The 23,189-nt window shown below is 43.7% G+C and carries 25 protein-coding genes and 1 other RNA gene; 20 read left to right on the plus strand and 6 right to left on the minus strand.

Annotated features, from left to right (window positions below; translation table 11 throughout):
• The first annotated feature begins 28 nt into the window (after positions 1-28).
• From rpsP to AC13FX_RS03155, 6 genes are all read left to right on the plus strand, one after another.
• The gene (gene rpsP / locus AC13FX_RS03130) at positions 29-1,009 is read left to right on the plus strand and encodes a 30S ribosomal protein S16 (protein WP_482878996.1); all 981 of its coding nucleotides are present in this window, start codon (positions 29-31) and stop codon (positions 1,007-1,009) included.
• A gap of 18 nt (positions 1,010-1,027) precedes the next feature.
• Positions 1,028-1,567, plus strand: a complete 540-nt coding sequence (gene rimM / locus AC13FX_RS03135; protein ID WP_482878998.1) for a ribosome maturation factor RimM — start codon at positions 1,028-1,030, stop codon at positions 1,565-1,567.
• 4 nt (positions 1,568-1,571) lie between these two features.
• Entirely contained in the window at positions 1,572-2,264 is a 693-nt protein-coding gene (gene trmD / locus AC13FX_RS03140) for a tRNA (guanosine(37)-N1)-methyltransferase TrmD (protein ID WP_482879034.1), read from the plus strand.
• Between the two features lie 41 nt (positions 2,265-2,305).
• On the plus strand, positions 2,306-2,656 hold the full coding sequence (gene rplS / locus AC13FX_RS03145) for a 50S ribosomal protein L19 (protein WP_482878999.1): 351 nt from the start codon (positions 2,306-2,308) through the stop codon (positions 2,654-2,656).
• A 147-nt stretch (positions 2,657-2,803) separates the two neighbouring features.
• Complete coding sequence (locus tag AC13FX_RS03150; RefSeq protein ID WP_482879000.1) at positions 2,804-3,358, plus strand: adenylate kinase; 555 nt, start codon at positions 2,804-2,806, stop codon at positions 3,356-3,358.
• Positions 3,359-3,492: 134 nt separating this feature from the next.
• Positions 3,493-4,230 carry a DUF1499 domain-containing protein gene (locus AC13FX_RS03155; protein WP_482879001.1) on the plus strand — a complete coding sequence of 246 codons (738 nt, stop codon included), beginning with the start codon at positions 3,493-3,495 and terminating at the stop codon, positions 4,228-4,230.
• A 29-nt stretch (positions 4,231-4,259) separates the two neighbouring features.
• On the opposite strand, the gene AC13FX_RS03160 is transcribed toward AC13FX_RS03155, so the two are convergent.
• Positions 4,260-5,159, minus strand: a complete 900-nt coding sequence (locus AC13FX_RS03160; RefSeq protein WP_482879002.1) for an ATP-grasp domain-containing protein — start codon at positions 5,157-5,159, stop codon at positions 4,260-4,262.
• 140 nt (positions 5,160-5,299) lie between these two features.
• Here AC13FX_RS03160 and AC13FX_RS03165 point away from each other — a divergent pair, with 140 nt between their 5' ends.
• Positions 5,300-5,926: a hypothetical protein gene (locus AC13FX_RS03165; RefSeq protein ID WP_482879003.1), complete on the plus strand. Its 627-nt coding sequence runs from the start codon at positions 5,300-5,302 to the stop codon at positions 5,924-5,926.
• 2 nt (positions 5,927-5,928) lie between these two features.
• On the opposite strand, the gene AC13FX_RS03170 is transcribed toward AC13FX_RS03165, so the two are convergent.
• A complete protein-coding gene (locus tag AC13FX_RS03170) occupies positions 5,929-6,801 on the minus strand; it encodes a DUF72 domain-containing protein (RefSeq protein WP_482879004.1) in 873 nt (290 codons plus the stop codon).
• A 118-nt stretch (positions 6,802-6,919) separates the two neighbouring features.
• Here AC13FX_RS03170 and AC13FX_RS03175 point away from each other — a divergent pair, with 118 nt between their 5' ends.
• Together AC13FX_RS03175 and AC13FX_RS03180 are read left to right on the plus strand one after the other, a co-directional pair.
• Positions 6,920-8,620 carry a sodium:solute symporter family protein gene (locus AC13FX_RS03175; RefSeq protein WP_482879005.1) on the plus strand — a complete coding sequence of 567 codons (1,701 nt, stop codon included), beginning with the start codon at positions 6,920-6,922 and terminating at the stop codon, positions 8,618-8,620.
• A 140-nt stretch (positions 8,621-8,760) separates the two neighbouring features.
• Entirely contained in the window at positions 8,761-10,227 is a 1,467-nt protein-coding gene (locus AC13FX_RS03180; protein WP_482879006.1) for a sensor histidine kinase, read from the plus strand.
• Between the two features lie 15 nt (positions 10,228-10,242).
• Here AC13FX_RS03180 and AC13FX_RS03185 read toward each other — a convergent pair whose 3' ends face one another.
• Positions 10,243-11,094, minus strand: coding sequence for a transglutaminase family protein (locus tag AC13FX_RS03185; protein ID WP_482879007.1), 852 nt, complete (start codon positions 11,092-11,094; stop codon positions 10,243-10,245).
• A gap of 119 nt (positions 11,095-11,213) precedes the next feature.
• Here AC13FX_RS03185 and AC13FX_RS03190 point away from each other — a divergent pair, with 119 nt between their 5' ends.
• The 6 genes from AC13FX_RS03190 to AC13FX_RS03215 all read left to right on the plus strand — a co-directional run bounded on the left by AC13FX_RS03190 (position 11,214) and on the right by AC13FX_RS03215 (position 16,948).
• A complete protein-coding gene (locus AC13FX_RS03190; protein ID WP_482879008.1) occupies positions 11,214-12,449 on the plus strand; it encodes an arginine deiminase in 1,236 nt (411 codons plus the stop codon).
• 15 nt (positions 12,450-12,464) lie between these two features.
• A complete protein-coding gene (locus AC13FX_RS03195) occupies positions 12,465-13,679 on the plus strand; it encodes a site-2 protease family protein (protein ID WP_482879009.1) in 1,215 nt (404 codons plus the stop codon).
• An 8-nt stretch (positions 13,680-13,687) separates the two neighbouring features.
• Positions 13,688-14,104, plus strand: coding sequence for a hypothetical protein (locus AC13FX_RS03200; RefSeq protein ID WP_482879011.1), 417 nt, complete (start codon positions 13,688-13,690; stop codon positions 14,102-14,104).
• Between the two features lie 107 nt (positions 14,105-14,211).
• Entirely contained in the window at positions 14,212-14,691 is a 480-nt protein-coding gene (gene smpB, locus AC13FX_RS03205; protein ID WP_482879012.1) for an SsrA-binding protein SmpB, read from the plus strand.
• Positions 14,692-14,745: 54 nt separating this feature from the next.
• Entirely contained in the window at positions 14,746-16,020 is a 1,275-nt protein-coding gene (locus AC13FX_RS03210) for an MgtC/SapB family protein (protein WP_482879014.1), read from the plus strand.
• 205 nt (positions 16,021-16,225) lie between these two features.
• The gene (locus AC13FX_RS03215) at positions 16,226-16,948 is read left to right on the plus strand and encodes a CPBP family intramembrane glutamic endopeptidase (protein ID WP_482879015.1); all 723 of its coding nucleotides are present in this window, start codon (positions 16,226-16,228) and stop codon (positions 16,946-16,948) included.
• A gap of 62 nt (positions 16,949-17,010) precedes the next feature.
• On the opposite strand, the gene rnpB is transcribed toward AC13FX_RS03215, so the two are convergent.
• The 3 genes from rnpB to AC13FX_RS03230 all read right to left on the minus strand — a co-directional run bounded on the left by rnpB (position 17,011) and on the right by AC13FX_RS03230 (position 19,735).
• Positions 17,011-17,382: RNase P RNA component class A (gene rnpB, locus AC13FX_RS03220), an RNA gene on the minus strand.
• Between the two features lie 546 nt (positions 17,383-17,928).
• On the minus strand, positions 17,929-18,663 hold the full coding sequence (locus tag AC13FX_RS03225) for a zinc ribbon domain-containing protein (RefSeq protein ID WP_482879017.1): 735 nt from the start codon (positions 18,661-18,663) through the stop codon (positions 17,929-17,931).
• A gap of 10 nt (positions 18,664-18,673) precedes the next feature.
• Positions 18,674-19,735 carry a Nif3-like dinuclear metal center hexameric protein gene (locus tag AC13FX_RS03230; protein ID WP_482879018.1) on the minus strand — a complete coding sequence of 354 codons (1,062 nt, stop codon included), beginning with the start codon at positions 19,733-19,735 and terminating at the stop codon, positions 18,674-18,676.
• 203 nt (positions 19,736-19,938) lie between these two features.
• Between AC13FX_RS03230 and AC13FX_RS03235 the strand changes: the two genes are divergently transcribed.
• From AC13FX_RS03235 to AC13FX_RS03255, 5 genes are all read left to right on the plus strand, one after another.
• Positions 19,939-20,643, plus strand: a complete 705-nt coding sequence (locus AC13FX_RS03235; RefSeq protein ID WP_482879019.1) for a YggS family pyridoxal phosphate-dependent enzyme — start codon at positions 19,939-19,941, stop codon at positions 20,641-20,643.
• A 61-nt stretch (positions 20,644-20,704) separates the two neighbouring features.
• The gene (locus AC13FX_RS03240) at positions 20,705-21,025 is read left to right on the plus strand and encodes a hypothetical protein (protein ID WP_482879020.1); all 321 of its coding nucleotides are present in this window, start codon (positions 20,705-20,707) and stop codon (positions 21,023-21,025) included.
• 9 nt (positions 21,026-21,034) lie between these two features.
• Positions 21,035-21,391, plus strand: a complete 357-nt coding sequence (locus AC13FX_RS03245) for a hypothetical protein (protein ID WP_482879021.1) — start codon at positions 21,035-21,037, stop codon at positions 21,389-21,391.
• A 44-nt stretch (positions 21,392-21,435) separates the two neighbouring features.
• Positions 21,436-22,101, plus strand: coding sequence for a DivIVA domain-containing protein (locus AC13FX_RS03250; protein WP_482879022.1), 666 nt, complete (start codon positions 21,436-21,438; stop codon positions 22,099-22,101).
• A gap of 41 nt (positions 22,102-22,142) precedes the next feature.
• Positions 22,143-22,979, plus strand: coding sequence for a purine-nucleoside phosphorylase (locus tag AC13FX_RS03255; protein ID WP_482879024.1), 837 nt, complete (start codon positions 22,143-22,145; stop codon positions 22,977-22,979).
• The last annotated feature ends 210 nt before the right edge of the window (positions 22,980-23,189 follow it).

The raw sequence follows: 23,189 nt of genomic DNA on the forward strand, positions 1-23,189 counted from the left end.
ACTCAAACACACATAGTGGAGAACAGCATTGTTAAGAATCAGATTACAACGCAAAGGACGTAAGAAACGCCCAATCTGGCATATCGTAGTTGCAGAGCGACATGAAGCACGAGATGGCCGTATTGTTGAGCGTGTGGGACGTTATGACAACGTTACCGAGAAAAAAGAAGTGGTACTCAACGAAGACCGCATTTTGTATTGGTTAGACACCGGTGCACAACCTACCGACACCATCAGAAAAATTCTTCGCAGAGAAGGAATTCTGTACAAGCGCCACCTCATGAACTGGGGCAAGAGCGAAGAAGAAATTGAAGCGGCCATGGCTGAGTGGAGAGAATACCGCGATTCCAAAAGGGAAGATGCCGCAAGCCGTAAAGAAGACCATAAGGCCGTTCTTGCTGCTGAAGAGAAAGAATACAAAAAACAGATCCAGGAAAAATCCAAGCAGGCTGCCGCTGAAGTAAAAGCTGAGAAAGCTGCCGGTGAATTGGAGAAAGAAGAAGGACCTAAGTCTGACGCTGACAAAATTGAAGAAGCTCTAGAAAAGGCTGAATCAAAAGATGCTGAAGAGTCTGTAGAAGAAACAGCAGAAGTTGAAGAGAAAGCGGCTGAAGAAACACAGGACGAATCTGCCGAAACGCCTGTAGCTGAAGCGGAAACCGCTGAAGAAGAAACTACCGAAGAAGATGAGGAACCTGAAGCAGCTGATGCCAAGGAAGCAGCTGAAGCCGTTGAAGAGAACGTAGCTGAAGCTGACGAAGAGCCTGCTGTTGAAGAAGCAGAAGCTGAGGAAGAAACCAAGGATGAAGCTCCTAAAGAAGAGGAAGCAGACGAGAAGGAAGAGGAAAAAGAAGAAGAAACTTCCGGACAGGTTTCAACCGACATGACTGCCAAAGAGGCCATCGATCATATCAATGATACCGATCTGGAAGACCTCAAAGGATTTGTACCCGACGATGAAGACCGTGTAACGGTTCAGCGTGCCTGGGAAAGTAAACAAGAAGGATAATTAAACGATCCGGCGCCTATGAATCGGGACGCCATTACACCGGATTTTATTCAGGTGGGGCATGTTGAACGCTCCCATGGGCTCGAAGGCAACCTCAGGGTTTTCTTTGATGTCGATGATCCTGCCAAAGTAGAAGACCTGACCTTGGTGTACTTGCGTAACGATCGGGGCGATTTTATCCCTGCCCGCATTACAGATTTGCGGGTTGAAGGGAAGAGAAATCAGTTTTCGTTCTTTGTACAATTTGACCATATCGCTGATCGCACAGCGGCTGAAGCCTTGAAAGGTAAGGGTATATTTCTGGAAGCAGAAAATGCAGATATCCTATCAGATGACAGCAACCAAACGGATGAAACCCTCGTCGACCATGAAGTATTCGATGACAGCGATGAATCCCTTGGTCTGGTGATCGATGTAATGGAGAATCCGGCTCACCCCATATTGGTGGTAGCAACTACCTCGGGCAGCCGGCTCATACCTTATATCGAACATTTTGTGCGAGACACCCGCGATGGAAGTATCTACTGCCAGAACCTGGATGAACTGGAAGGCGTCTGATATGATGAGAATTGATATCATATCCGCTGTTCCCGCCCTGCTTGATAGCCCACTCGATCACAGTATTGTGAAACGTGCTATTGATAAAGAACTGGTAGAAATTCATGTGCACGATCTTCGAGATCATACTGAAGACAAACACAAAAAAATAGATGACTACCCATACGGCGGTGAGCCCGGGATGGTGCTGACACCGCAGCCAATTTTCAGCTGCATTGAAAAGCTCTGTTCCGAACGTGACTATGATGAGATCATATTTACAGCACCTGATGGCGATGTTTTTGAGCAGGGAGATGCCAATATGCTTTCCCTGAAACAGAACATCATGATTTTGTGCGGGCATTACAAAGGTGTTGATCAGCGTGTGAGAGATGAATTGATCACCAGAGAGTTTTCTATTGGTGATTATGTGCTTTCGGGAGGTGAGATCCCGGCCCTGGCCATCACTGATGCTGTGGTCCGACTTCTTCCCGGTGTGTTGGGAGATGCGGGAAGCGCATTGAATGATTCATTTCAGGAAGGATTGCTGGAAGCGCCGGTCTATACCCGGCCTTCTGAATTCAAAGGGTTAAAAGTACCCGATGTACTGCTTTCCGGCGACCACCAAAAAGTGGCTGAATGGAAACATGAGCAATCCCTCAAAAGAACAAAAGAACGAAGAGAAGATCTGTACAATAAATTTAAGAAAGAACATTAATAACTGAACCTCCGAAGGTTGGAGGTTAAAAATCAGAGATCATGGATAAGCTAAAACTTGTAGAGCAAAGCCTTATAAACGAGGAAGTTCCTCATTTTACTGCAGGCGATACGGTAAATGTACACTATCGTGTTCGTGAGGGTGAGAAAGAACGTATTCAGCAGTATGAAGGCGTTGTACTATCCGAGCGTGGAAGCGGGCCTAACAAAACGTTCACTGTGCGAAAAATAAGCAGTAACGTTGGGGTTGAGCGTGTTTTCCCATTGAATTCTCCTTTCATTGCCAAGATCGAAGTTAAGAAGAAAGGTAAGGTCAGACGTTCAAAATTATTCTACCTGAGAGATCTGCGCGGTAAAGCAGCTCGTATCAAGGATAAAGAAGTACAGAAGTAATCATACTGATTACCTGTTCTGGTCTATTATTACAAGCGGTCTCTTGTATGACCGGCAGAATTGTGTCGGTTAGCGAGATCGCTTATTTCTCTTTCAGGTTAAATCACCTGATTTACATCGATCTAAATCAGAAAACATAATTTTCTCATGAACATCATTTTATTCGGTCCTCCGGGTGCTGGTAAAGGAACGCAGGCCAAGAAATTGCAGAATGAATTCAATATTCCTCAATTATCAACCGGTGATATTTTCCGTTCAGCCATTAAAAATGAAACTCCCCTCGGTGTTGAAGTAAAGTCCATTTTGGACAATGGTGAACTGGTACCGGATGAAACGGTTGTGGGCCTGGTGGCTGATGAACTTTCAAAAGAGAAATATGACGACGGTTACATTCTGGACGGGTTCCCAAGAACCGTTACTCAGGCTAAAGCTTTTGATGCATTTCTTGAAGAAAACAATGATTCGCTTGATGCATTCATCTCGTTGACCGTACCTGAAGAAGAACTCATTAAAAGAATTCTTTCCAGGGGTGAAGGGCGATCTGATGATACCGAAGAAAAGGTTAAGACTCGTTTGAACGTATATAGAAAAGAAACCAAACCGGTCCTGGAATATTATCAGAAACAGGATAAAGTGCAGGAGATCGACGGACTTGGAACGATAGAAGAGATTTTTAATCGTATCAAAGATGCCTTGAACTAAAAATCTAGTTGTTTAGAAAATTTTAAAAGCCCCGCTCATGATCAATGAGCGGGGCTTTTTGTTTTTGAACGAATACCTGCATATTTAATGTATATTGTTGATGAAGAGGCATCTTAACCAACAATATCTATTTTATGACTACGCACACTGGAAACCGGCTCATAAACATTGGAACCTTACTAGCCATACTTGGAGCATTGACGGTCATTCTCTCAGGTTATGGTTATCAATGGGGGTGGTGGTCGTTTGGATTTGGGTTCAGCATCATACCCTGGGGTACCGGAGCTGCCGTTATTGGTGGATTCATAGCCGCAATCGGTTTTTTCAGGATTCCGGACCGCACTAAAAACCAAACCATTATTGGGGCGCTTGGTATCGGTTTGGCTATCATCGCATTGGTTAATATTGGGTATTGGTATCTGGAAGTTCAAAAAGGCTATCCACCCATTCATGATATAACCACAGACACCGTGAACCCTCCAACTTTTGATCAGATCGTTCCATTACGGGCTAATGCACCTAACCCTCATGAGTATATTTTTGAAGACGGCCCGGCTGAAACCCAAAAATCATTTTACCCTGATATTGCTCCTATCAAAACTACACTGAGTTATGATGAAGCATATAACAAAGCATTAGAAACTGCCAAAGATATGCCCTGGACCCTTGTGAATGAAAGCAAGGAGAATGGTAAGATCGAGGCTTATGAAAAATTAGCCTGGTATGGTTTTATTGATGATGTGGTGATCAGGGTTGACACTACTGAAACGAGCAGCAGAATTGACATCCGTTCCAAATCAAGGATCGGCCGGGGTGACCTTGGTGTTAATGCCAAACGCATCAGAGCCTACGTAGAAGAGTTCAACAATTAGGAAGTAGCGTAAAGACTCAAATGTTACCTTCAATGCAAATGATCAATAACTGCATCTGCCATCAGGTTGGCTGATTCAGGTTTGTTCCTGAACCACAACTCCGGCTCAATAAGCTCCAGTTCAGACACTGCCAGGTTTCCATCGTTATCTTTCATGATATCCACTCTTGCATAGGCCGGTTTTTCGGGGCAGGCCTGAACAGCTTGCAACCCTAATTCAACCTGCTCTTTCGTTGCTTCATAGGCATGAACAGTTCCGCCAAAATCATCCTGAACCCTAAAATCTCCAGGCTTGGCCTTCTTTAGAACGGCATGACTATATACCCCTCCAAACACCATCAATGAAACCTCTCCTTCATCAGGAATAGAATATTGGAACGGCTGGAGCATAAAATCTTCCTGTTCCATGAGGGGCTTGAGGTGTTGTTCAACTTCATCCAGGTTCCTGGAAGTGATCTGAAACGTATGCCTTGCCGCCCCACCTATAGCCGGCTTAACCACCGTATGATCCCAACCCGTCAAATTATGAAGTTCGCTCAGTGTCAATAAAGACTGCCGCGGTATGAACCGGGTAGGTATGATGGGAACTCCTTTCTTGCCCAGATCACCCAAATAGTGCTTGTCGATATTCCAATTCAGGATATCAATAGAATTGATGAATTGTGTCTTCACAGATACATGCTGAACCCATCTGTAAAACTCCACAAACCGATCAAAATAGTCCCAGTTAGTGCGAAACAGTATAGCAGATGCCTCACTCCAGTCAAATTCAGGATCTGACCAGGATTTCCTATCCACACTCAATCCCTTTTTTTCCAGGGCCGCCTTGACCAATCCATCCTCAGTCAAAATATTTTGAGTGTATTGATCAGGATCTTCAGGGGCAACGTATCTGGAGTCAGTCAGTATGATCACATCATATTTGGCCATAGCTCGTCTTTTTTACCAACATCAATGAAAAAACCAAGAACGTTAATTGAATTCTAATTTACAATACTACTAGTCCTATTATTTTTGGATTTAATTACGTTTATTTGTCCAAAACGGGTTTTTCATTAAATAATAATTCCATGAGAGCACTCCTAATTCTTTCCCTCTTCTTCTTTCCCTTGTCGGCATTACAGGCTCAGGTCATTGACACTTCAGAGCTGGATAAGCTGCAAAAAGGTGAATACACATTAGCTGAAGGCCAATTGCAGGTTCTATTTGATGACACCACCACCCAGAACTATATCGAAAAAGAGTTTTTGAAGTCGGGACTAGAGATCAAGAGCTTAGATTTTAATAATGTGATCCTGACCCTTGGAAGTCACCCTGAAAAGAACCAGTTACGGTCTCTTCAAGGTGAAGCTTCAGTAAAGGCTGTGATCAATGAGTCTTCTTACCTGTTAACTGATAATGATGAGCGAAAACCCTTTGACGATCTGGGTTTTCAGAATATTGATCCAGAAGATATCAGTGAATTTCAATTCAAAGATGCTTATCAATTTGTATTTGTGATCCTTGATGACAATGCAAACATGAAGAGTGCAAAGAAGATCATCGCTGATTACCCGGAATTAAAGCTCACTGTGCTGTCAGAAGGCAGAAGGTCAGCGGTTGTACTTACTTCCCCTAATAATGAAGAAGAGGTCATCTCATTACTCGAAAATAAACCATTTGTGCAAAGTGTAGCTTATATGGGGGTTATCGAGTAGGATCAGAACAGACCCAGCTGTGTATCCTGTTTATCTGCCGGACGAGCCCGTAATGGAGGTAATTCCACTAACTCAGAAAGCAATTCGTGAAAGTAACGGCACAAATCAGCCTGCGATACCCGGTCCGGTGAGTGAATGAACACATAGGGATGTAATCCTTCCCCGATCCACTCTGCCACAATGATGGCCCATTCTTTCAAATAAGGTTCGTTATTCAATTTGTCATTCGACCCCACATAACGCAGTACCGGTCGCGTACCGGTGGTACTGAAACGAACCGGCACCTTGGGTTTCTTCTTTTGGGCCTCCACAATAGACGAATCTGTCGCCTTCATGGAATGAAGTTTTCGGGTATCAAAGATGACACGATCCACATCATAACTTTTCAGAAGAGAGATCAGGTTCCGCTCATTCTTACCGTGATCAAAGAAATCCTTATGCCTCATTTCAACCGAATAGCTGAATGCTTTTGGCAATACAGAGAAGACATCCTCAAGGCGGTATAACTCACTCGGTGAAAAGCTTTCCGGAAACTGGATCATGAACGGACCCAACTTTTCCCTGATCGGCTCAAACAACCTTACAAAATCGAGTACCTCCCCTTTAACATTATACATTCTTTTCTCGTGTGTAATGTATTTTGGGAATTTAAAACAGAACTTGAAGTTTCTGGGAGTTTGCTCGCCCCACTTTTTAATTACTTTTTCATCCGGAATGTTATAAAAAGTCGAATTACCCTCTACTGCATTAAATACGGAGGCATATTGTGATAAAAATTGTGCCGGTTTGGCATCCTCGGAGTAAAAGTTTCCTTTCCACTCCGGTAAGCTCCAGACCGAACAGCCCAAGTGATATGGCATTACATGCTTACTCATAAAGGTAATTAACAAAAATATTTATCATCATGGTATGTAAACTTTTAGGAGGTAAATAAAATTTCATTATACTCTGCCAACTTTTTGATCCTCAAAAACATTAACTGCATTTGATCACATGCCTTTTGAAACCCTAGATTACCTTGTTGTTGCCGGATACGTTCTTTTAATGATTGGCGTAGCCTGGGCTGCGAAAGTACGCGGACAGGAATCATTGGATGACTTTTTTGCCGGAGGCAAAAACCTGCCCTGGTGGTTGGTCGGTGTATCTATGGTGGCCACCACTTTTGCTGCCGACACACCCCTTGCTATTACAGGCATTGTAGCCAGGCAGGGAATTGCCGGTAACTGGTTTTGGTGGAACTGGATGATATCAGGGATCGTCACTGTCTTTATATATGCCAAATTATGGAAAAGAGCAGATGTCCTGACCGATGTCGAATTTATTGAACTTCGGTATGGCGGTAAACCGGCCAGTTTTTTAAGGGGATTCCGAGCCCTATATTTTGCATTCCCCTTTAACTGTATCATCATGGGTTGGGTTACTGTAGGTATGGCCAAGATCCTAACGGTTGTTACGGGAGCTGATCAGTGGATCGTGATCGTTATTCTATATGGGCTTATCGGATTGTATATTGCTATTTCCGGTCTATGGGGAGTGATCGTAACTGATTTTGTTCAGTTCATCCTGGCCATGATCGGAACCATTGCGCTTGCATATTTTGCGGTTGATCATGTAGGCGGATTGAGTGAACTAAAAACTCAGTTGAGCGAAACTTTAAACTATGATGTACTCAGTTTCAATCCCTTCACAAATCCTGAAATTGCCCTAACAACAGCATTGATCTGGATCGGGATGAACTGGTGGGCCGCCTGGTATCCCGGTGCCGAACCCGGAGGTGGTGGATATATCGCACAACGTATGTTCTCTGCCAAAGATGAAAAGAACGCCGTTGGTGGCACACTTCTTTTCAACATCCTGATGTATGCCGTACGCCCCTGGCCCTGGATCCTTGTAGCTTTAGTTGCAATGGTAGTATTTCCAAACCTCGAGGATCCTGAAACCGGTTATCCTCTGATGATGCTCGAGGTTCTCCCTGTTGGGTGGATGGGACTTCTAATGGTAGCTTTTTTATCTGCATTTGTCTCAACGATCTCCACACAACTTAATTGGGGCACATCATATGTGGTCAACGATTTCTATAAGCGCTTCATCAAAACACCGGAAGAGTTTGACTCAAAGGATAAAGCCCAAAAACATTATGTACTGATCTCACGCGTTGCCACACTTTTAATGGCAGCCCTGGGTGTGGGTGTATCCTACTTTTTCGATTCCGTATCAGGGGGGTGGGAATTCATTCTATCGCTAAGTGCCGGTATTGGCGGGGTATTGTTATTAAGATGGTTCTGGTGGCGCATCAATGCCTGGAGTGAAATTACGGCTATGGTCGCTGCCATGATCGGAGCCGTCTATTCCAATCAGATGGGATACGATTTTGCAGGTGGAATGATCTTTACCACAGCCTTTTCAACCATCATCTGGTTGATCGCCACTTTTATTACCAAACCCGAATCGGATGAAACTTTGAAGAAGTTTTATGCCAGGGTTACACCTATGGGTAAATGGAAGAGATTTTCAGGAGGCAAGGAATCACCTGATGAACTACTGCCCTCTCTTATAAATATTGTGATGTCGATCGGTTCGATCTTTGGCTTTTTATTTGGATTGGGACAGATCTTCTTTGGAAATTTCCTCCTCGGTATCGCTTGTATCTTAGCCGGTTGTATCCTGGTTTGGGCCGTGGTCAGAAAGATCTAGAAAAGCTTTGAATTAAGCATTGTTTCAATTCTATAGATTGTTCCAATAATGAAGGTTAAGTGTTTTCAGAGGAAATGCTTTTTGTATATTTGGAGTAATAGTTTTCAGCTTTAACAGATGCTCAATGCATTTGATCTCAGATGAGTAAAATTAATTCATTTTTTATACGGATCGGCTTCGCAGGGATCTTACTCCTCATGATGATGATGCCCTCATCTGTACTCTCACAAAGTACTCCGCCAGATTCTATCTGGACATTCAAACAGATCCGGACAGACCTTAATAACGACCAAATTCCAGACTTTCTCGGGGAAGATGTTACCGTTACCGGTATTGCAAACATCAATAGCGGAATACTCCATGAAAAATTCCTACAGGCGTTCATTCAAAACGACAGTTCCGGGATGTCCATTTTTGCAGAAGAGATAGATACTCCCTTTCAGGTGGGTGACAGTCTTTTCATAAATGGATATATAGACCAGTATAATGGATTGATCGAGGTTCAGGTCAATTCCTATCAGGTCATTCCTACCTCATCTGCACCACCCGGGCCTAAAGCGTTAAACACTGTTATCAAGCACCCGGCCGGATATCTTGGAATGATGGCACAGGGAACCGGACAAGTGATCGAAAAAGGAACAACCTTTAATGGTAAATATATTATCATCTCCCCTGAACAGACCAGCGATAGTATTATGGTCTATGTCTCAAACTTTCATGTGCTTTACGAAGACTTCAATTTCGAGATATTGAGAGTAGGTGATGTAGTGAAGGTAAGAGGTATCATTACCGAGTATAATCCTGAATTTCCGGACTTAAGAACCTATAAACTATTTCTCAGAACACCTGCTGATCTTGAATATGAGAACTTGCCCCGATTTTACTGGTATGTGATCCTATCCATACTTGCCTTAAGTATATTATTAATTATTGGTTGGGTTATTGTGTTAAGGCAGCGGGTCAATGCAAAAACACACCAGATCCAGAAATCCCTCAAAGAAAAAGAGACCCTGCTTCGTGAAATACACCATAGGGTAAAAAACAGTCTTGCCATTGTATCGGGGCTGATAGAATTACAGCTTGGAAGTACAGAAAGTGAAGAGGCAAAAAACGTACTTCAGGACAGTCAAAACCGGATCAATTCTATAGGTTTGATCCATGAAAAGCTATACCAAACCGAATCCCTTGCTGATGTTGATCTTGGCAACTATATAAAGGACCTGGTTGAATCGATAAACAGTACCTTCTCGGAATATCAGGGGGATGTCATTATCAAATTTGACCTGGATACCATAAAAGCTGAGCCGGACAAGGTAATTCCCTGCGGGCTATTGATTAGTGAACTTGTGGTGAATGCCTTTAAGCACGCATACAAAAATGGAAAGCAGGGCCGGCTTGAAATCACACTGAAAAAACTTAATGGAAGTATTCTTCTGAAAGTCTCAGATAATGGGCCCGGCCTGCCTGATGATTTCGACATTAAAAAAGGAGATAGTCTTGGAACCATGCTCATCAGCTCCTTTTCAGATCAGCTAGATGCAAAAATGGATATCAATACTGAGGAAGGCAAGGGAACGACCTTCACCTTTGAGTTCCCTGACAGTTAAGCGGTAAATTAATTCCTATTTGTACATCTCGGCTATGTTCAGCAACCTGCCCAGGTCTTCCACCCGCTCCATCTCTTTCTTCCGCTCATAACTGTGTATGAGGTTTCGCAGGCAGCGTAAAACAATATCAAGGTTTGTGGCCATTTGAAAATGCTCCGGTCTCGGCTCAACATTATTCTTCTTTAGAAAGAAATAACACTGGTCGTAGGTGACGATCGCACCATTATCATAAGGATCTATGAGCAGCTCTTCTTTATCACCCACATAGTTAAGCATAAAATGAATGGGCATATTGATCCCAAAGAAAGGCAATTGCAGTCTTCGTGCCATGAACATTACGATCAAGCTCAATGATATAGGCAATCCTTTTCGGCGGTCGATCACCTGATCAAGAAAACAGTTTTGCGGAGCGTGATAATCTTCTGCATCCCCATGAAAATTCAGGTCCTCAAATATAAAATTAAGGAGCCGCTTCATCTTGCGTTTCTCATCCAATTTATATTTGACCTGGGGCTCGACCATCTGCACAAAATGATCCAGCTTTTTCTGATACTCACTGATCCGAAGTGTTGGGTTCCCAAAACGAGCTATGGTCAGAATTGCCACTTCAAGAGATTTCCGGGTTTTAAGCCCTCCTTCAAGCACCTCTATGAAATCAGATTCCAGTGTACTGAAGGTCAGTTTATGGATCACCTCATTTACTTTATCCCTGGCATCGGCCCCTTTTACCGTCGATTTATACTGATCTAGTAACGGGACAGCCTGCTCACCCAGCTCTTGAAGCCTGTTTTGCACGCTTTCCTGCACAAAAGGATCAGGATCATCCATTAAAAATAAAAGCGACTCTATCTCTGATTTTGAGGTCATAGTAAATAAATTCCAATTGGCACTGAAGATATTAATTCAATGATCCAATTACTTCTTATAAATGCTCTTGTTATCCTTTATATTTGAGGGTTCTGTTAACCTACATAGTCAACCATTATATGGACATTAATGTTTCTTCTGAGATCGGTCACCTGCAGGGAGTGATCGTTCATACACCCGGACACGAAGTATCTTTGGTAAATCCCGAATTAAAGGATGAACTTTTATTTGATGATATCATCTTTGAGGAAGATGCGCGCGGTGAACATCTCGACATGCTTGACATCTTTAAAGCCGCCATGCCAAAAAATGGACAGGTCATCGAGATCGTAGATCTATTCAATGATGTTTTTAAAGTGGAAGACGCCCGCTCGTATTTCATTGAACACTTGATAAAGGAATTTCCGGAAGAAAACCTTCATGTCATTGAACAAGAGCTTCACCAGCTTTCTCCGGAAGACCTGCTGAAGTTTGTAATTCAGGGTTACCTGGAAGAATCCAAAGGTTTCACCCTGAATCCTTCACCGAACCTTTTGTTCACCAGAGACCTGGCAGCTGTTGTGGGTAACGGCATCCTGATCTCAAGAGCCGCAAAAAAGGCCCGGCTCAGGGAATCACTCATGATGGAAACACTGGTTGAATATCATCCAATGTTTGAGTCGGTGAAAGATAATGCTATCCGTATTTCAGGCCATCAATCCATTGAAGGCGGTGACGTACTGGTCGTATCTGATAAATTAGTACTTATTGGGATGAGTGAGCGAACTTCATTTAGTGGCCTTATGAAAGGAACCGAGGGATTACTTCAACAGGGAGTAGAAACTGTTTTGGCTGTTGATATCCCTAAACAGCGTTCATCCATGCATCTTGACACAATTTTCACGTTTGCCGATGAAACCGAGTGCATTGCTTTCCCTCCAGCCATCCTGGAACAACAAGACAATGTGGTAGCCCTGTTCAAAGATGGTGATTCCATAAAGTCAGAAACAAGGCATTCGTTGAAAGGTGCCCTTGAAGAAGCCACCGGAAATGAATTTAACTTCATTAAATGTGGTGGTGAGAACCGAACCAATCAATTTCGTGAACAATGGACCGATGGCGCGAATGTTTTTGCTTTAGCCCCGGGAATAATTGTTGGTTATGAACGTAATACCAACACTTTCAATACACTTGTTGATCATGGTTATGATCTGATGACACAGTTCGAGTTTGTAGAGGAATTTGCCGATAAGGATTTCGAACCCGGCAAAGATCAAAAGATCGCCATCAGCTTTCAGGGCCATGAATTATGCCGCGGCCGCGGTGGCGCCAGATGTATGACCATGCCGATTTCAAGAAAGAGTTTAACCCAGTAAATTCATCAGAGACTTTTGAGCGAATACCCGTATCAGGAAGAGATCAACACAGACTACGAGGTTGTAACAACCAAAGAAGTACCCAAGAACAAACCGGACACCAAGACCATATTAAAACATCTTGGCCTGTTTTTGCTGACGGTCTTTTTTGTAACGATGACCGGTGCTAATTTTGTGGGACTCGATCCTGTCTTATTCCCGACTGCACTTCCAAATTCAACTGACATGCTCAGGGGGCTTCTATTTGCAGGCCTGTTACTTGGGTTCCTGACAGTCCATGAATTTGGCCATTATTTTGCTGCTGTATATCATAAGGTCAAAGTTACACTCCCTTACTATATTCCCATCCCCCTGGGTATCGGTACGCTCGGGGCTGTGATCCGGATAAAAGAGCGCATCAGGAAGATGCATAAGTTATTTGATATTGGAGCCTCCGGCCCTGTTGCCGGATTCATTGTTGCCATTGTTGTTTTATTGATCGGCTTTTCAACCCTTCCTGAACCTGATTATGTTATGAATTTTGCCGGACATGAAGAGCTGAAGGAGTACGTAGCTCAAAATGGTACTTATCCCGATCATATCACTGACCGAACCGAACAAGGTGTACTGACCATTGGCAACACACTCCTCTATACAGCGCTTTCATCTATGTTCGATAATGTGCCTCCAATGTGGGAAATGTATCATTTCCCGTTTCTTTTTGCGGGGTGGCTTGGTTTGTTTTTTACCGCACTCAATCTGATGCCTGTCGGGCAGCTAGATGGCGGTCATATACTCTATTCCCTGATCGGGTACAGAAGGCACCGGGTGGTAGCCCGGCTATTTTTCACCATTGTGACCGCACTGGCCGGTGCTGAGGTTATGCCGCTGTTAGGCTCCTATATCACCCAATATCTTGACCTGCCATTTATAGAATGGATTGCCTGGGGATCGGTATTATATATTCTCATGAATAAAGCTTTCCGCACAGACCGTGGCTGGACCTACAGTATGATGGCACTATCATTGACCGGATCCTGGTTTTACAGTTATCTGGTCGGAGGTATTGAACCCGCTCAGGCATCCCTTATTTGGCTTGTATGGAGCTTTTTTATTGCATTTGCAGTTGGCGTAGAACATCCGCCCGTTGACTTTGAAGAAAAATTATCCCCAACCAGACGCGTGATAGGATGGCTAAGTATGCTTATCTTCATACTCTGTATCAGCCCGAACCCTATTTACATGAACTAATTTTTATTATGAAAAAAGTACTTTTAGCTATTACCATTGCAGGATTACTAACAGCATGTTCTCAATCTAACGAAAAATCTCAAATGTCCCTTGAGCAACAGGTTGATCAATTGGTTACTGAAGCTAAGTTTGGTGAAGCCATGGACCTGCTGGATGAGTCGTCATCTGAAGAAGCACTTAAACTTCGGGAAGATGTACATTTACGTCATGGTATTTATCTCATCTACAATGCAGATCCTGCACAAATGAGGGAAAATGCCAACAATGCTCTCCGTGAGTTTGTGGCCGTACTGGAACTCAATCCCGAAAATGAGAAAGCAAGAGCTGAGATCGAACAGATCTTAGGGATCTACCGAAGCTTCCCTGACCGGCAGCCGGCCGAGGATGTATCAGAAAAGTTAAAAGAGTTTGGATTCCAGGTTTAAAGGAAACGAAATTGACCACTGAGGGCCTATTGAATCTTAATGCGCCCTTTATGGACCTAGAATAAAACAAGAGAGTTAATCAGTGTAATACCAACAATTTTGCTCCCATGAGCGATAAAGAAAAGAAAACAACGCCTACTATAAAGAACCGAAAGGCTCGTCACGATTTTAATGTCGAAGAGACCTATGAGGCCGGTATTGTATTAAAAGGAACCGAGGTTAAATCTCTCCGCCAGGGTAAGGCCAGCTTTACGGATTCCTTTGCCTATCTGCAAAATGGAGAGATATGGCTGAGGGAGTTATACATCAAACCTTATGAGCATGGGTCATACTACAATCACGATCCGAGAAGACCTCGAAAGCTGTTGCTTCATAAGAAAGAGATCCGGGAATTAGATAAAGCCATTCAGCAGAAAGGATATACCATTGTCCCCCTTAAATTGTACTTCAAACATGGCAATGCTAAGGTATTGATCGGTGTAGCCAAGGGTAAGAAACAATTCGACAAAAGAGATTCCATTAAGGAAAAAGACGTCAAGCGACAGATCGAGCGCAACGTTAAAGGAAATTACAAGATCAATATGTAATTGCGGTTCGCCTACTTTTTCATACATTAGGGTAAATAACCGGATCATTTATCCATGGATGCGCAATTAGACATCGTCTGGAAGCTACTTTCTGCTTTGGGAGTAGGACTGCTTATCGGAATAGAACGGGGATGGTATGGCCGCAAAGAAGATGAAGGTGACCGTATTGCCGGAATACGCACCTTTAGTCTTGTTGGGCTTCTAGGCGGTATATGGGCTACGCTTATTCCATACACCGGTGAATGGATCCTTGGGGTCGTATTCCTTGGATTTACAGCCCTGGTGGTGGCATCTTACATTTTTGAGATCAAGGTCAAGAAAAATGAGGACATTGGGATCACTACAGAGGTTGCTCTGTTGATCACCTTTTCTCTGGGGGCCTGGGCAGCCCTTGGGTATCAAGCTGAAGCTTTAGGAAGTGCCGTGGCCGTCATTTCCTTACTCAGCCTCAAACCTGTTTTGCATCGCTGGCTGCAGAAGATCGAAATGGAAGTCATCTATGCCGGTATCAAACTGTTAGTGATCTCCGTGATCTTATTGCCGGTGTTGCCGAATCAGGGTTATGGTCCCTGGGACACGCTGAACCCCTACTGGATCTGGTGGATGGTGGTATTGATCTCCGGACTTTCCTTCATCGGCTATATTTTGGTAAAGTATGCCGGACAGGATAAGGGCACCTTACTCACTTCAATCATTGGCGGACTCGCTTCTTCTACCGCCGTCACCATCAGTCTTTCCCAGTTTGCCAAGCAGCTGAAAAAGGGACGGACCTACATTTTTGTAGCCGGCGTGTTGGTCGCCTCTTCCATCATGCTGGTAAGGGTATTTATTGAAGTTTCTGTGGTGAACCGATCCCTCCTTGACCCGCTTTGGATCCCACTTTCCACCATGTTGGTACTAACGGTTTTATGTGTGATCTGGCTATGGATCAAAGCAGAGAACGATGCCCATGAAGAAAATCCATCGCTTGAGCTAGGCAATCCGCTGCAGCTTCCCACGGCTCTGAAATTTGGGGCATTGCTGGCGGTGATCCTGGTAACCGCCACCGCTCTGCAGGAATGGTTTGGTGACCAGGGGATTTATCTGTTGGCGCTGCTGTCCGGCCTTATGGATGTGGATGCTATCACTCTTTCACTCTCCAAGATGGCTAAAACCGATATTTCCGCTTCTGTTGCTACCATGGGTATTGTGATCTCCGTGATCTCAAACACGATCGTGAAAGCCGGATTGTTCGTCTTTTGGGCAGGATGGAAGAAAAGCATAGACCTGCTTTGGATGATAGGGATTATTTCGGCAGGTGGGGTTTTGAGTGTGTGGTTATTTGTATGAAAATTGTTTTTCCCGGGTCCATTTTCGCAGCCAGTAATACCGATCAGGATAACCTATTCCACTAACCACGTTCCCAATTCTTAAACTGTCAATATCAAAGCATATCAGCCTGCTTTGAAAAAATCAGAAAATTTGCATCCTAAAAATATTTTGGCCGTAGGTATCGAGCGTTAATTTCAAATACCTCTAATCCCAGATATTTACCATGCCATTCACATTGCCGCTTGTTCTGATTATCCTCTTCTTTTCCTGGTTCTTTATTTATCTCCTTGAAAAAAGAAATGTTCTCTCAACCTGGATAACACCGGCAAAGCTGCGGTTCAAAGAGTTCGCGATCGGGTTCACGTTGATGGGCACACTTTGCCTGCTTTCTCAGGTTTTCTTCACTCTTATTAATGATACCGGCTGGTCCGTTTCAAGCGATATCAACCTCACGAGATTTCTATCTGCTACGCTGGCTGATGTGAATGGGGTGCTCATCGAAGAATTGGTGGCTCGCGGTGTGTTACTATACGCTTTGATCAAGTTCACTTCGGAGCGGACCGGGGTACTTGTTTCTTCTGCAGCATTTGGGATCTATCACTGGTTCAGCTACGGCGTATTGGGTAATCTTTTAGGAATGGCGCTCGTGTTTATCACCACCGGGTTGATGGGATATGTTTTTGCTAAAGCTTATGTGAAGACTCAGTCCATCATCTTACCTGTTGGTTTACATCTGGGGTGGAATTGGGTAAACGGTAGTATCTTTTCAAATGGTCTTAGTGGAACAGTACTTTTAGTCCCTGATCAAACTGTTGCTATGGAAGGAATCTTTGCCATGATCTCTTTTCTTTGGTATTTGGTCGTTCCCATTTTTGTGCTCTTTTTTATCAATTCCCATCTCTTTGATCGGTTAACGGTAAGGTCGTCAGCTATCCCAGCAAATTGAGAATTATGTTCCTTTAAAAACAAAACCCTGCTCCTTTTGGGAACAGGGTCTTGATATAATTTCAAGCAGGAAAGCCTATAAGCCGGATTCTGTCGAGGATGATCATTTGTCTGTCGCGTTCCACCCGATGGCGTCACGACAAGCGGCATATACCATCTGCATGAACTTTCTCCCCGCGAGGTTTACCGTGCCCCCGACCTCACGATACGGGGCGGTGAGCTCTTACCTCACCTTTTCACCCTTACTCCGCACATAATAAATTATGTGCAGAGCGGTCTGTTTTCTGTTGCACTGTCTGTCATCATGCCATTCCTGACATGAAGCCTCCCCTTCGCCGGCTTAACCGGATCGGGGAGCACGGTGCTTGTTGGAGTCCGGACTTTCCTCCCAGCACATACTTAATGGTTTGAACTAAAGATCAACCACATATCCTGAAATAAACGTTGAGATCCTTCGCGGTAAACCTTGTTCTCAAAAACAGGCTTGGTTGCGCTCAGGATGACAACATTGATGGGTGAAAGTGGTTGCCGTATCGAACCATCAAGTATGTACCGAGCGATCACCCGGCTTTCCTGCTTTGTTAAAATACGGTTTTTCTTTGGTTATTACATCAGCCAGAAATGTGGCCTCAACTATACCAAATAGCCCCCATAACACCATTGATAATATACCTGAATCAGTTATTGGAAATATACTCGGGTTTGTCATATCGAACGGTGTGAATGAGTCCCCTTTGGACGAGTGAACGATGTTGAGAAATCTAAGTATACTGAAGAGGCTACTTTCAGCCCCTTACAATCCCGTAGATTTCTCAACTCCGTTTGCTTGCTTACGCTTCGCAAATCTACGTTCGAAATGACATACATCGGAGTTCCAAATACTCACTGAAAATTCAGGGGTTTGAATCATTATATGGCCTCAACAAAAAAAGGGAAGACGATGCTTCCCTTTTCAAAAATTAATTATATACGAACTTGCTATCAGATAGACAGCTCTTCTTTGGCTTTGTCGAAGAATGACTGATCCACCACTATACGCCCACTGTTTTCATCAATGATGATCTTATTCTTGCGACGCACTTCAACCTGTGTTTGTGGGGGCAGAGCCATGCCCAGAGCCGCTCCGCGATCCATAGCCACAACGGCCATTCCGTTGTTCAATCCGTCACGAAGTCGTGTATAACTGCGCATATAGCGGTCGTCGATCTCTTCTTCAACTTCCTTACGTTTTTTGAGCAACTTATCTTCTTCTTCCTGTGTGGATTTCACCACATCTTCCAGGCTGCTGCTTTTTTCATCATGCATCGATTTTGCAGCATCCAGTTCTTTTTCAGCCACTTCAAGCTCAGGTTCTATCTCTTCCTGTCTTTTTTCGATCTCTTTGATACGAGATTCAGCATTTTCTATCACTTGCTTCTGAGCTTCGATCTCTTTGGTGAGAGCGTCGTATTCGCGATTGTTGCGAACACTCAACTGCTGATCCTCATACTTCTCGATCTTCTCCTTGGAACTTTGAAGATCCAGTTTCAGATTATCCAGCTCTACCTGTAAATTTTGTTTTTCTTCCGTCAGGCTGTTGAGCCGTGCCTCTTTTCGGGCAATATCAGTTTCCAGATCGAGTACTTCTTCAGGCAGATCACCTCTTAACTGTTTGAGCTCATCAATTCGGCTGTCAATGTATTGCAGGTTCGCTAATTTTTGTAATACTTCATTCATGGAGTGAGGGTCAACTTGGTTGAATAGTTTTAGGTTCAGGATCCGACACATAGATCTGCATCGGATTTGTTACAGTGCGAGTGACCGTTACTTCCACATTTTCAAATGCTTCGGTCAACTCATTTTTCAGGGCTTCAGCAATAGGGAATTCACTTTCATAATGGCCTACATCAACGAGCAGGAAGTCATCCTTCTCGGTGAAATAGTCATGATATTTTATATCAGCAGTCACAAAAGCCTGTGCCCCTGCTTGGATGGCTTTATTTTTCAGAAAGACACCGGCGCCACCGCAAACCGCTACCTTTTTAATACGATCCACATCACCTGAGAACCTGATGGCTTTCACATTCAGGGCTTTTGAAACCAGGTGGAGAAATTCATTTTTACCAATACCTTTTTCCGGATACTCACCGATCACACCCATGCCGAAATTTTGCGTAGTTGATGCCAGGTCAATTACCTGAAAACTACCTTCTTTCAGCATTCCTTCATTTTTGAGGGCCTTCTTAAGCACCGATACATTGTGCTGATCGATGATCGCTTCAAAACATTTCAAACCGTCTTTTCGGTTGTTCACATCAAAATAATGCGCTTCTTCCGCTGAGTGGTAATTGAGCAGTTTCAGAACCGCGTCGCTGTCAGCATGTGAGGTTATCAGTCGGATCTTGCGGCTTATGGAATAGTTCTTGTCAAGGAATCGGAGATCATCAAGCCCCAGAATATTGGCAAGCACAAATGAAACTCCATCCAGGGCCGCATCCAGATTGGTGTGAGCCACCAACAGGCCAATGTCGTTCTTGATCAGTTTGTATATGATACGTCCCTGTTCATCGGTGGGATTGATACTTCCGATCTTACTGAAGATCAAAGGGTGATGCGCTACGATAAGCTCACAACCTTTTTCAATGGCCTCTGCCACAACAGCATCGGTAACGTCAAGGCAGGTTAGAATTGATCTTACGGGAGCGTCGGGGTCTCCTACCAGTAATCCGACGTTATCATAATCCATTTTTACCTGGGGTGGAGCCCACTGATCGAGGAAAGTAGATATTTGTCGGATTTGGGTTGACATGCTATCTATCCCCTTGTTTTATTGAATCCGACCTTCTCGTCGAAGAAAAATGTTGAATTATGACTTTGAGCTTTATCAATCTCAATAAATAACCATTAATTACAATGTCTTTAGAGCTTCCAAAAATAAGGCTTATTGATGAATGATAAAAGCTTATCTTGCAGTTAATTACTTAGAATCCTTAAAAAAGTACTATTTTTGATATGAGTAATGAAGAAATTTCACAAAATCTCATTTCTATTCGAGACCAGATAGATGAAACCTGCAGGTCTGCGGGCCGTGACCCCAAAGAAATTACCCTGGTGGCTGTTAGCAAAACCAAGCCTGACGAGGATATCCTGGAAGCTGTTACTGCAGGCCAGCTTCATTTCGGTGAGAATCGCATGAAGGAGCTGGAAGATAAAATGGCCAGTATTTCAAATCCGGATATCGTGTGGCATTTTATTGGAAACCTGCAAACCAATAAGATCAAATACATAGCCGACCGGGTCAATTGGATCCATTCCGTTGAAAAAGCCAAATATCTAAAAGAGATCAATAAAAGGGCAAAACAAGCCAACCGGGTGATCAATGCTCTGATACAGGTCAACATCAGTGATGAAAAACAAAAAGGCGGCTGCAAGCCTGAAGACCTGGCCGGTATCCTGGAATCGGCTCAAGATCATAAGTTCGTAAAAGTGAAAGGATTGATGGGCATGGCCACATTTGTGGATGATCCCGAGGAGATACGAGGTGAGTTCAAGCTCCTTAAAAAGCTCTTTGATTCACATCAGGAATATAACAAAGGCAGTGTGCAGCTGGAGCATATTTCCATGGGCATGACCAATGATTTCGAGGTTGCTATTGAAGAAGGGGCAACCATGCTCAGAATTGGGAGTGCCATTTTTGGCGAACGCAACTATGACTGAAGTTTATACGTAGATAATGGCGTCTGAACAAAAACTAATATCGAACTAAAATTTAGGGCTTATGCTATTTGGAATACCTTGGTATGCACTTATCCCCATGATCGCGATCGTAGGAGGTCTCATTTACGCTTTTAAAGAAAAAGAACTGGAGATGGAATCAAAAAGGATGACCAACGTAAGGGAGCTTAATGAACTCCGTAAAGTGGTACATAACTTAAAATCCCGGATCGAGACTTTGGAATCAGACCTCAAGAAACAAAGCAAAAATTCATCCCATCAAACCTCCAATCCTTTAGGAGATATTGAAATAGATGATGAAGTTGAGGATCAAAATCACGATAATTCAGCACATAACCGAGGTAAAACAACAACACGTAATTAAGGGGTTCTTATGACACCTGAAGAATTTATGATAGCCGCCATTGCCATCGTAGGAGGCCTTGGGTTTGCAGGCTTTTTGTTTTGGAATATATTCAGTCTGATCAAACAGTGGATCCATCGTAAAAGCGGCAACTCACAATTAGACCCGCAGTTTTTCAGAGCTTTGGGCGAATTCAAAAAGAATACCGAACGCAAGATCTCTACTCTCGAAGCTAAGATCAATGAACTTGAGGAAGAACGGTATCGTGTGGAAGACGGGGAACATGAAAGCATGGGAGATATTGAAATAGAAGAAGAAGAGGTTCGTTCTACATCCAAAGAAGACAGAGACAACAACAGCAATTTGCGTAACATGTTAAATGAATAAATGTTACTTTAAATTAGCTTAAGGACGACTAAAATCACTGATTTATGAAACTTACTCCGCTTGAAATTAAACAACAGACCTTTGAAAAAAATCTCAGGGGATATGACACCGCTGACGTTCAGGCCTTTCTGACTCTTGTATCCAATGAATTTGAACACCTGCTGAACAAGAATAAAGAACTGGAACAGGAGATCGATAAGCTTCAGGATCGGGTGAAGCATTACGAGCGCGTTGAGGATGCTCTCCATGAGACCCTTCAGACCGCCAAAGAATCGGTTGAACAAAAAATGACCGGTGCCCGCCAGGAAGCAAAAAGCACCATCGAAAAAGCGGAAATGGAGGCCAATGCCATCATACAGGAAGCCAACCACAACCGGCAGCAAATACGACAGAGTATTTTACGCTTGCTGGACCGCCGTGAAGAGATCATAAATGGTATTTCAGCCTATCTCGATAATGCTAAAAAGTCTGTAGAACAGTTTGGCAATGATGAAATGGATGTCTTCAAACTGCCTAAAGAAGTAAACCTGGAAGAAGCCATTGAAAATACGGGTAATGGTGGTGGAGCGCGTTTCATGCTTGATGAAAACGCAGATGACGATATGGATGAAGAAACAGAAGAGGAAACCAAATCCAGAAAAGAAGACGAGGATCACGCTTTCCCACCCGGAAGTGATCGACTGGATGACATCCTGGATGAAATAGATTAAGGCAATTACCCCGATCCTGCTCACCATATTACCTCACTCTTATGAATTACGACACTGTTGAAGAATTCCGCGCTAAAAGAGATGAAGCGGTCAATTACATCAAAGGGCAGACCGATTTTCAGCCGGAATACCTTGTTATTCTAGGAACCGGTTTAGGTCAGCTTGCTGATGAGATCGAGACCGTTCATTCCATTGATTATGAAGATATTCCTCACTTTCCAATCTCGACGGTAGAAACACACGACGGGAAACTTATCTTTGGGAAATTAGGCGGTAAAGATGTTGTTGCCATGCACGGACGTTTTCATTATTACGAAGGCTATACCATGCAGCAGATCGCATTTCCCGTGAGAGTGGCAAAAGCCATAGGGGCTCAATCGCTGATCGTAAGCAATGCCTGCGGCGGATTGAATCCCAATTTCAAGCGTGGTGATATCATGCTGATCACGGATCACATCAACTTTTTGGGAGATAATCCCCTGATCGGACCTAATGATGATGAATTGGGTCCCCGCTTTCCGGATATGAGCGAACCCTATACCGAAAGACTATTGGAGCTTGCTGAAAATGTCGCTCTCCAGAACTCCATAAAAATGCATCAGGGCGTCTATCTTGCTGCGACCGGACCAATGCTTGAGACCAAGGCCGAATACCGCTACATGCGCCGCCTGGGGGCTGACGTGGTTGGAATGAGTACCGTTCCTGAAGTGATATCAGCCGTTCATATGGGAATGGATGTACTCGGTATTTCCGTGATCACGGACGAGTGTTTTCCTGATGCCCTTGAGCCCGTCGAGATCGAAGATGTATTGGCAGCAGCTGCCATGGCTGAACCAAAAATGACCCAGGTTATCATTGAAGTCCTCTCCAGACTTTGATGAACGTTTGTTCTCAATTTCGAACTGGAAATATGCCTGAATTAAGTAAACAAGCTCACACAATGTAAAAGGTCATCACTCAGAGGCAACGATGGACCTTAGGTATTTATACTTCCTTGCCCCGATCACGACCTCCTCTGTCTCCTCCCTGGCAAGGAGGAGGACGCCTGATCATATACTGATTGCCATTGCATGGCCTGAGTTCTTGAT

The organism is Gracilimonas sp. B-17 (assembly GCF_056857935.1).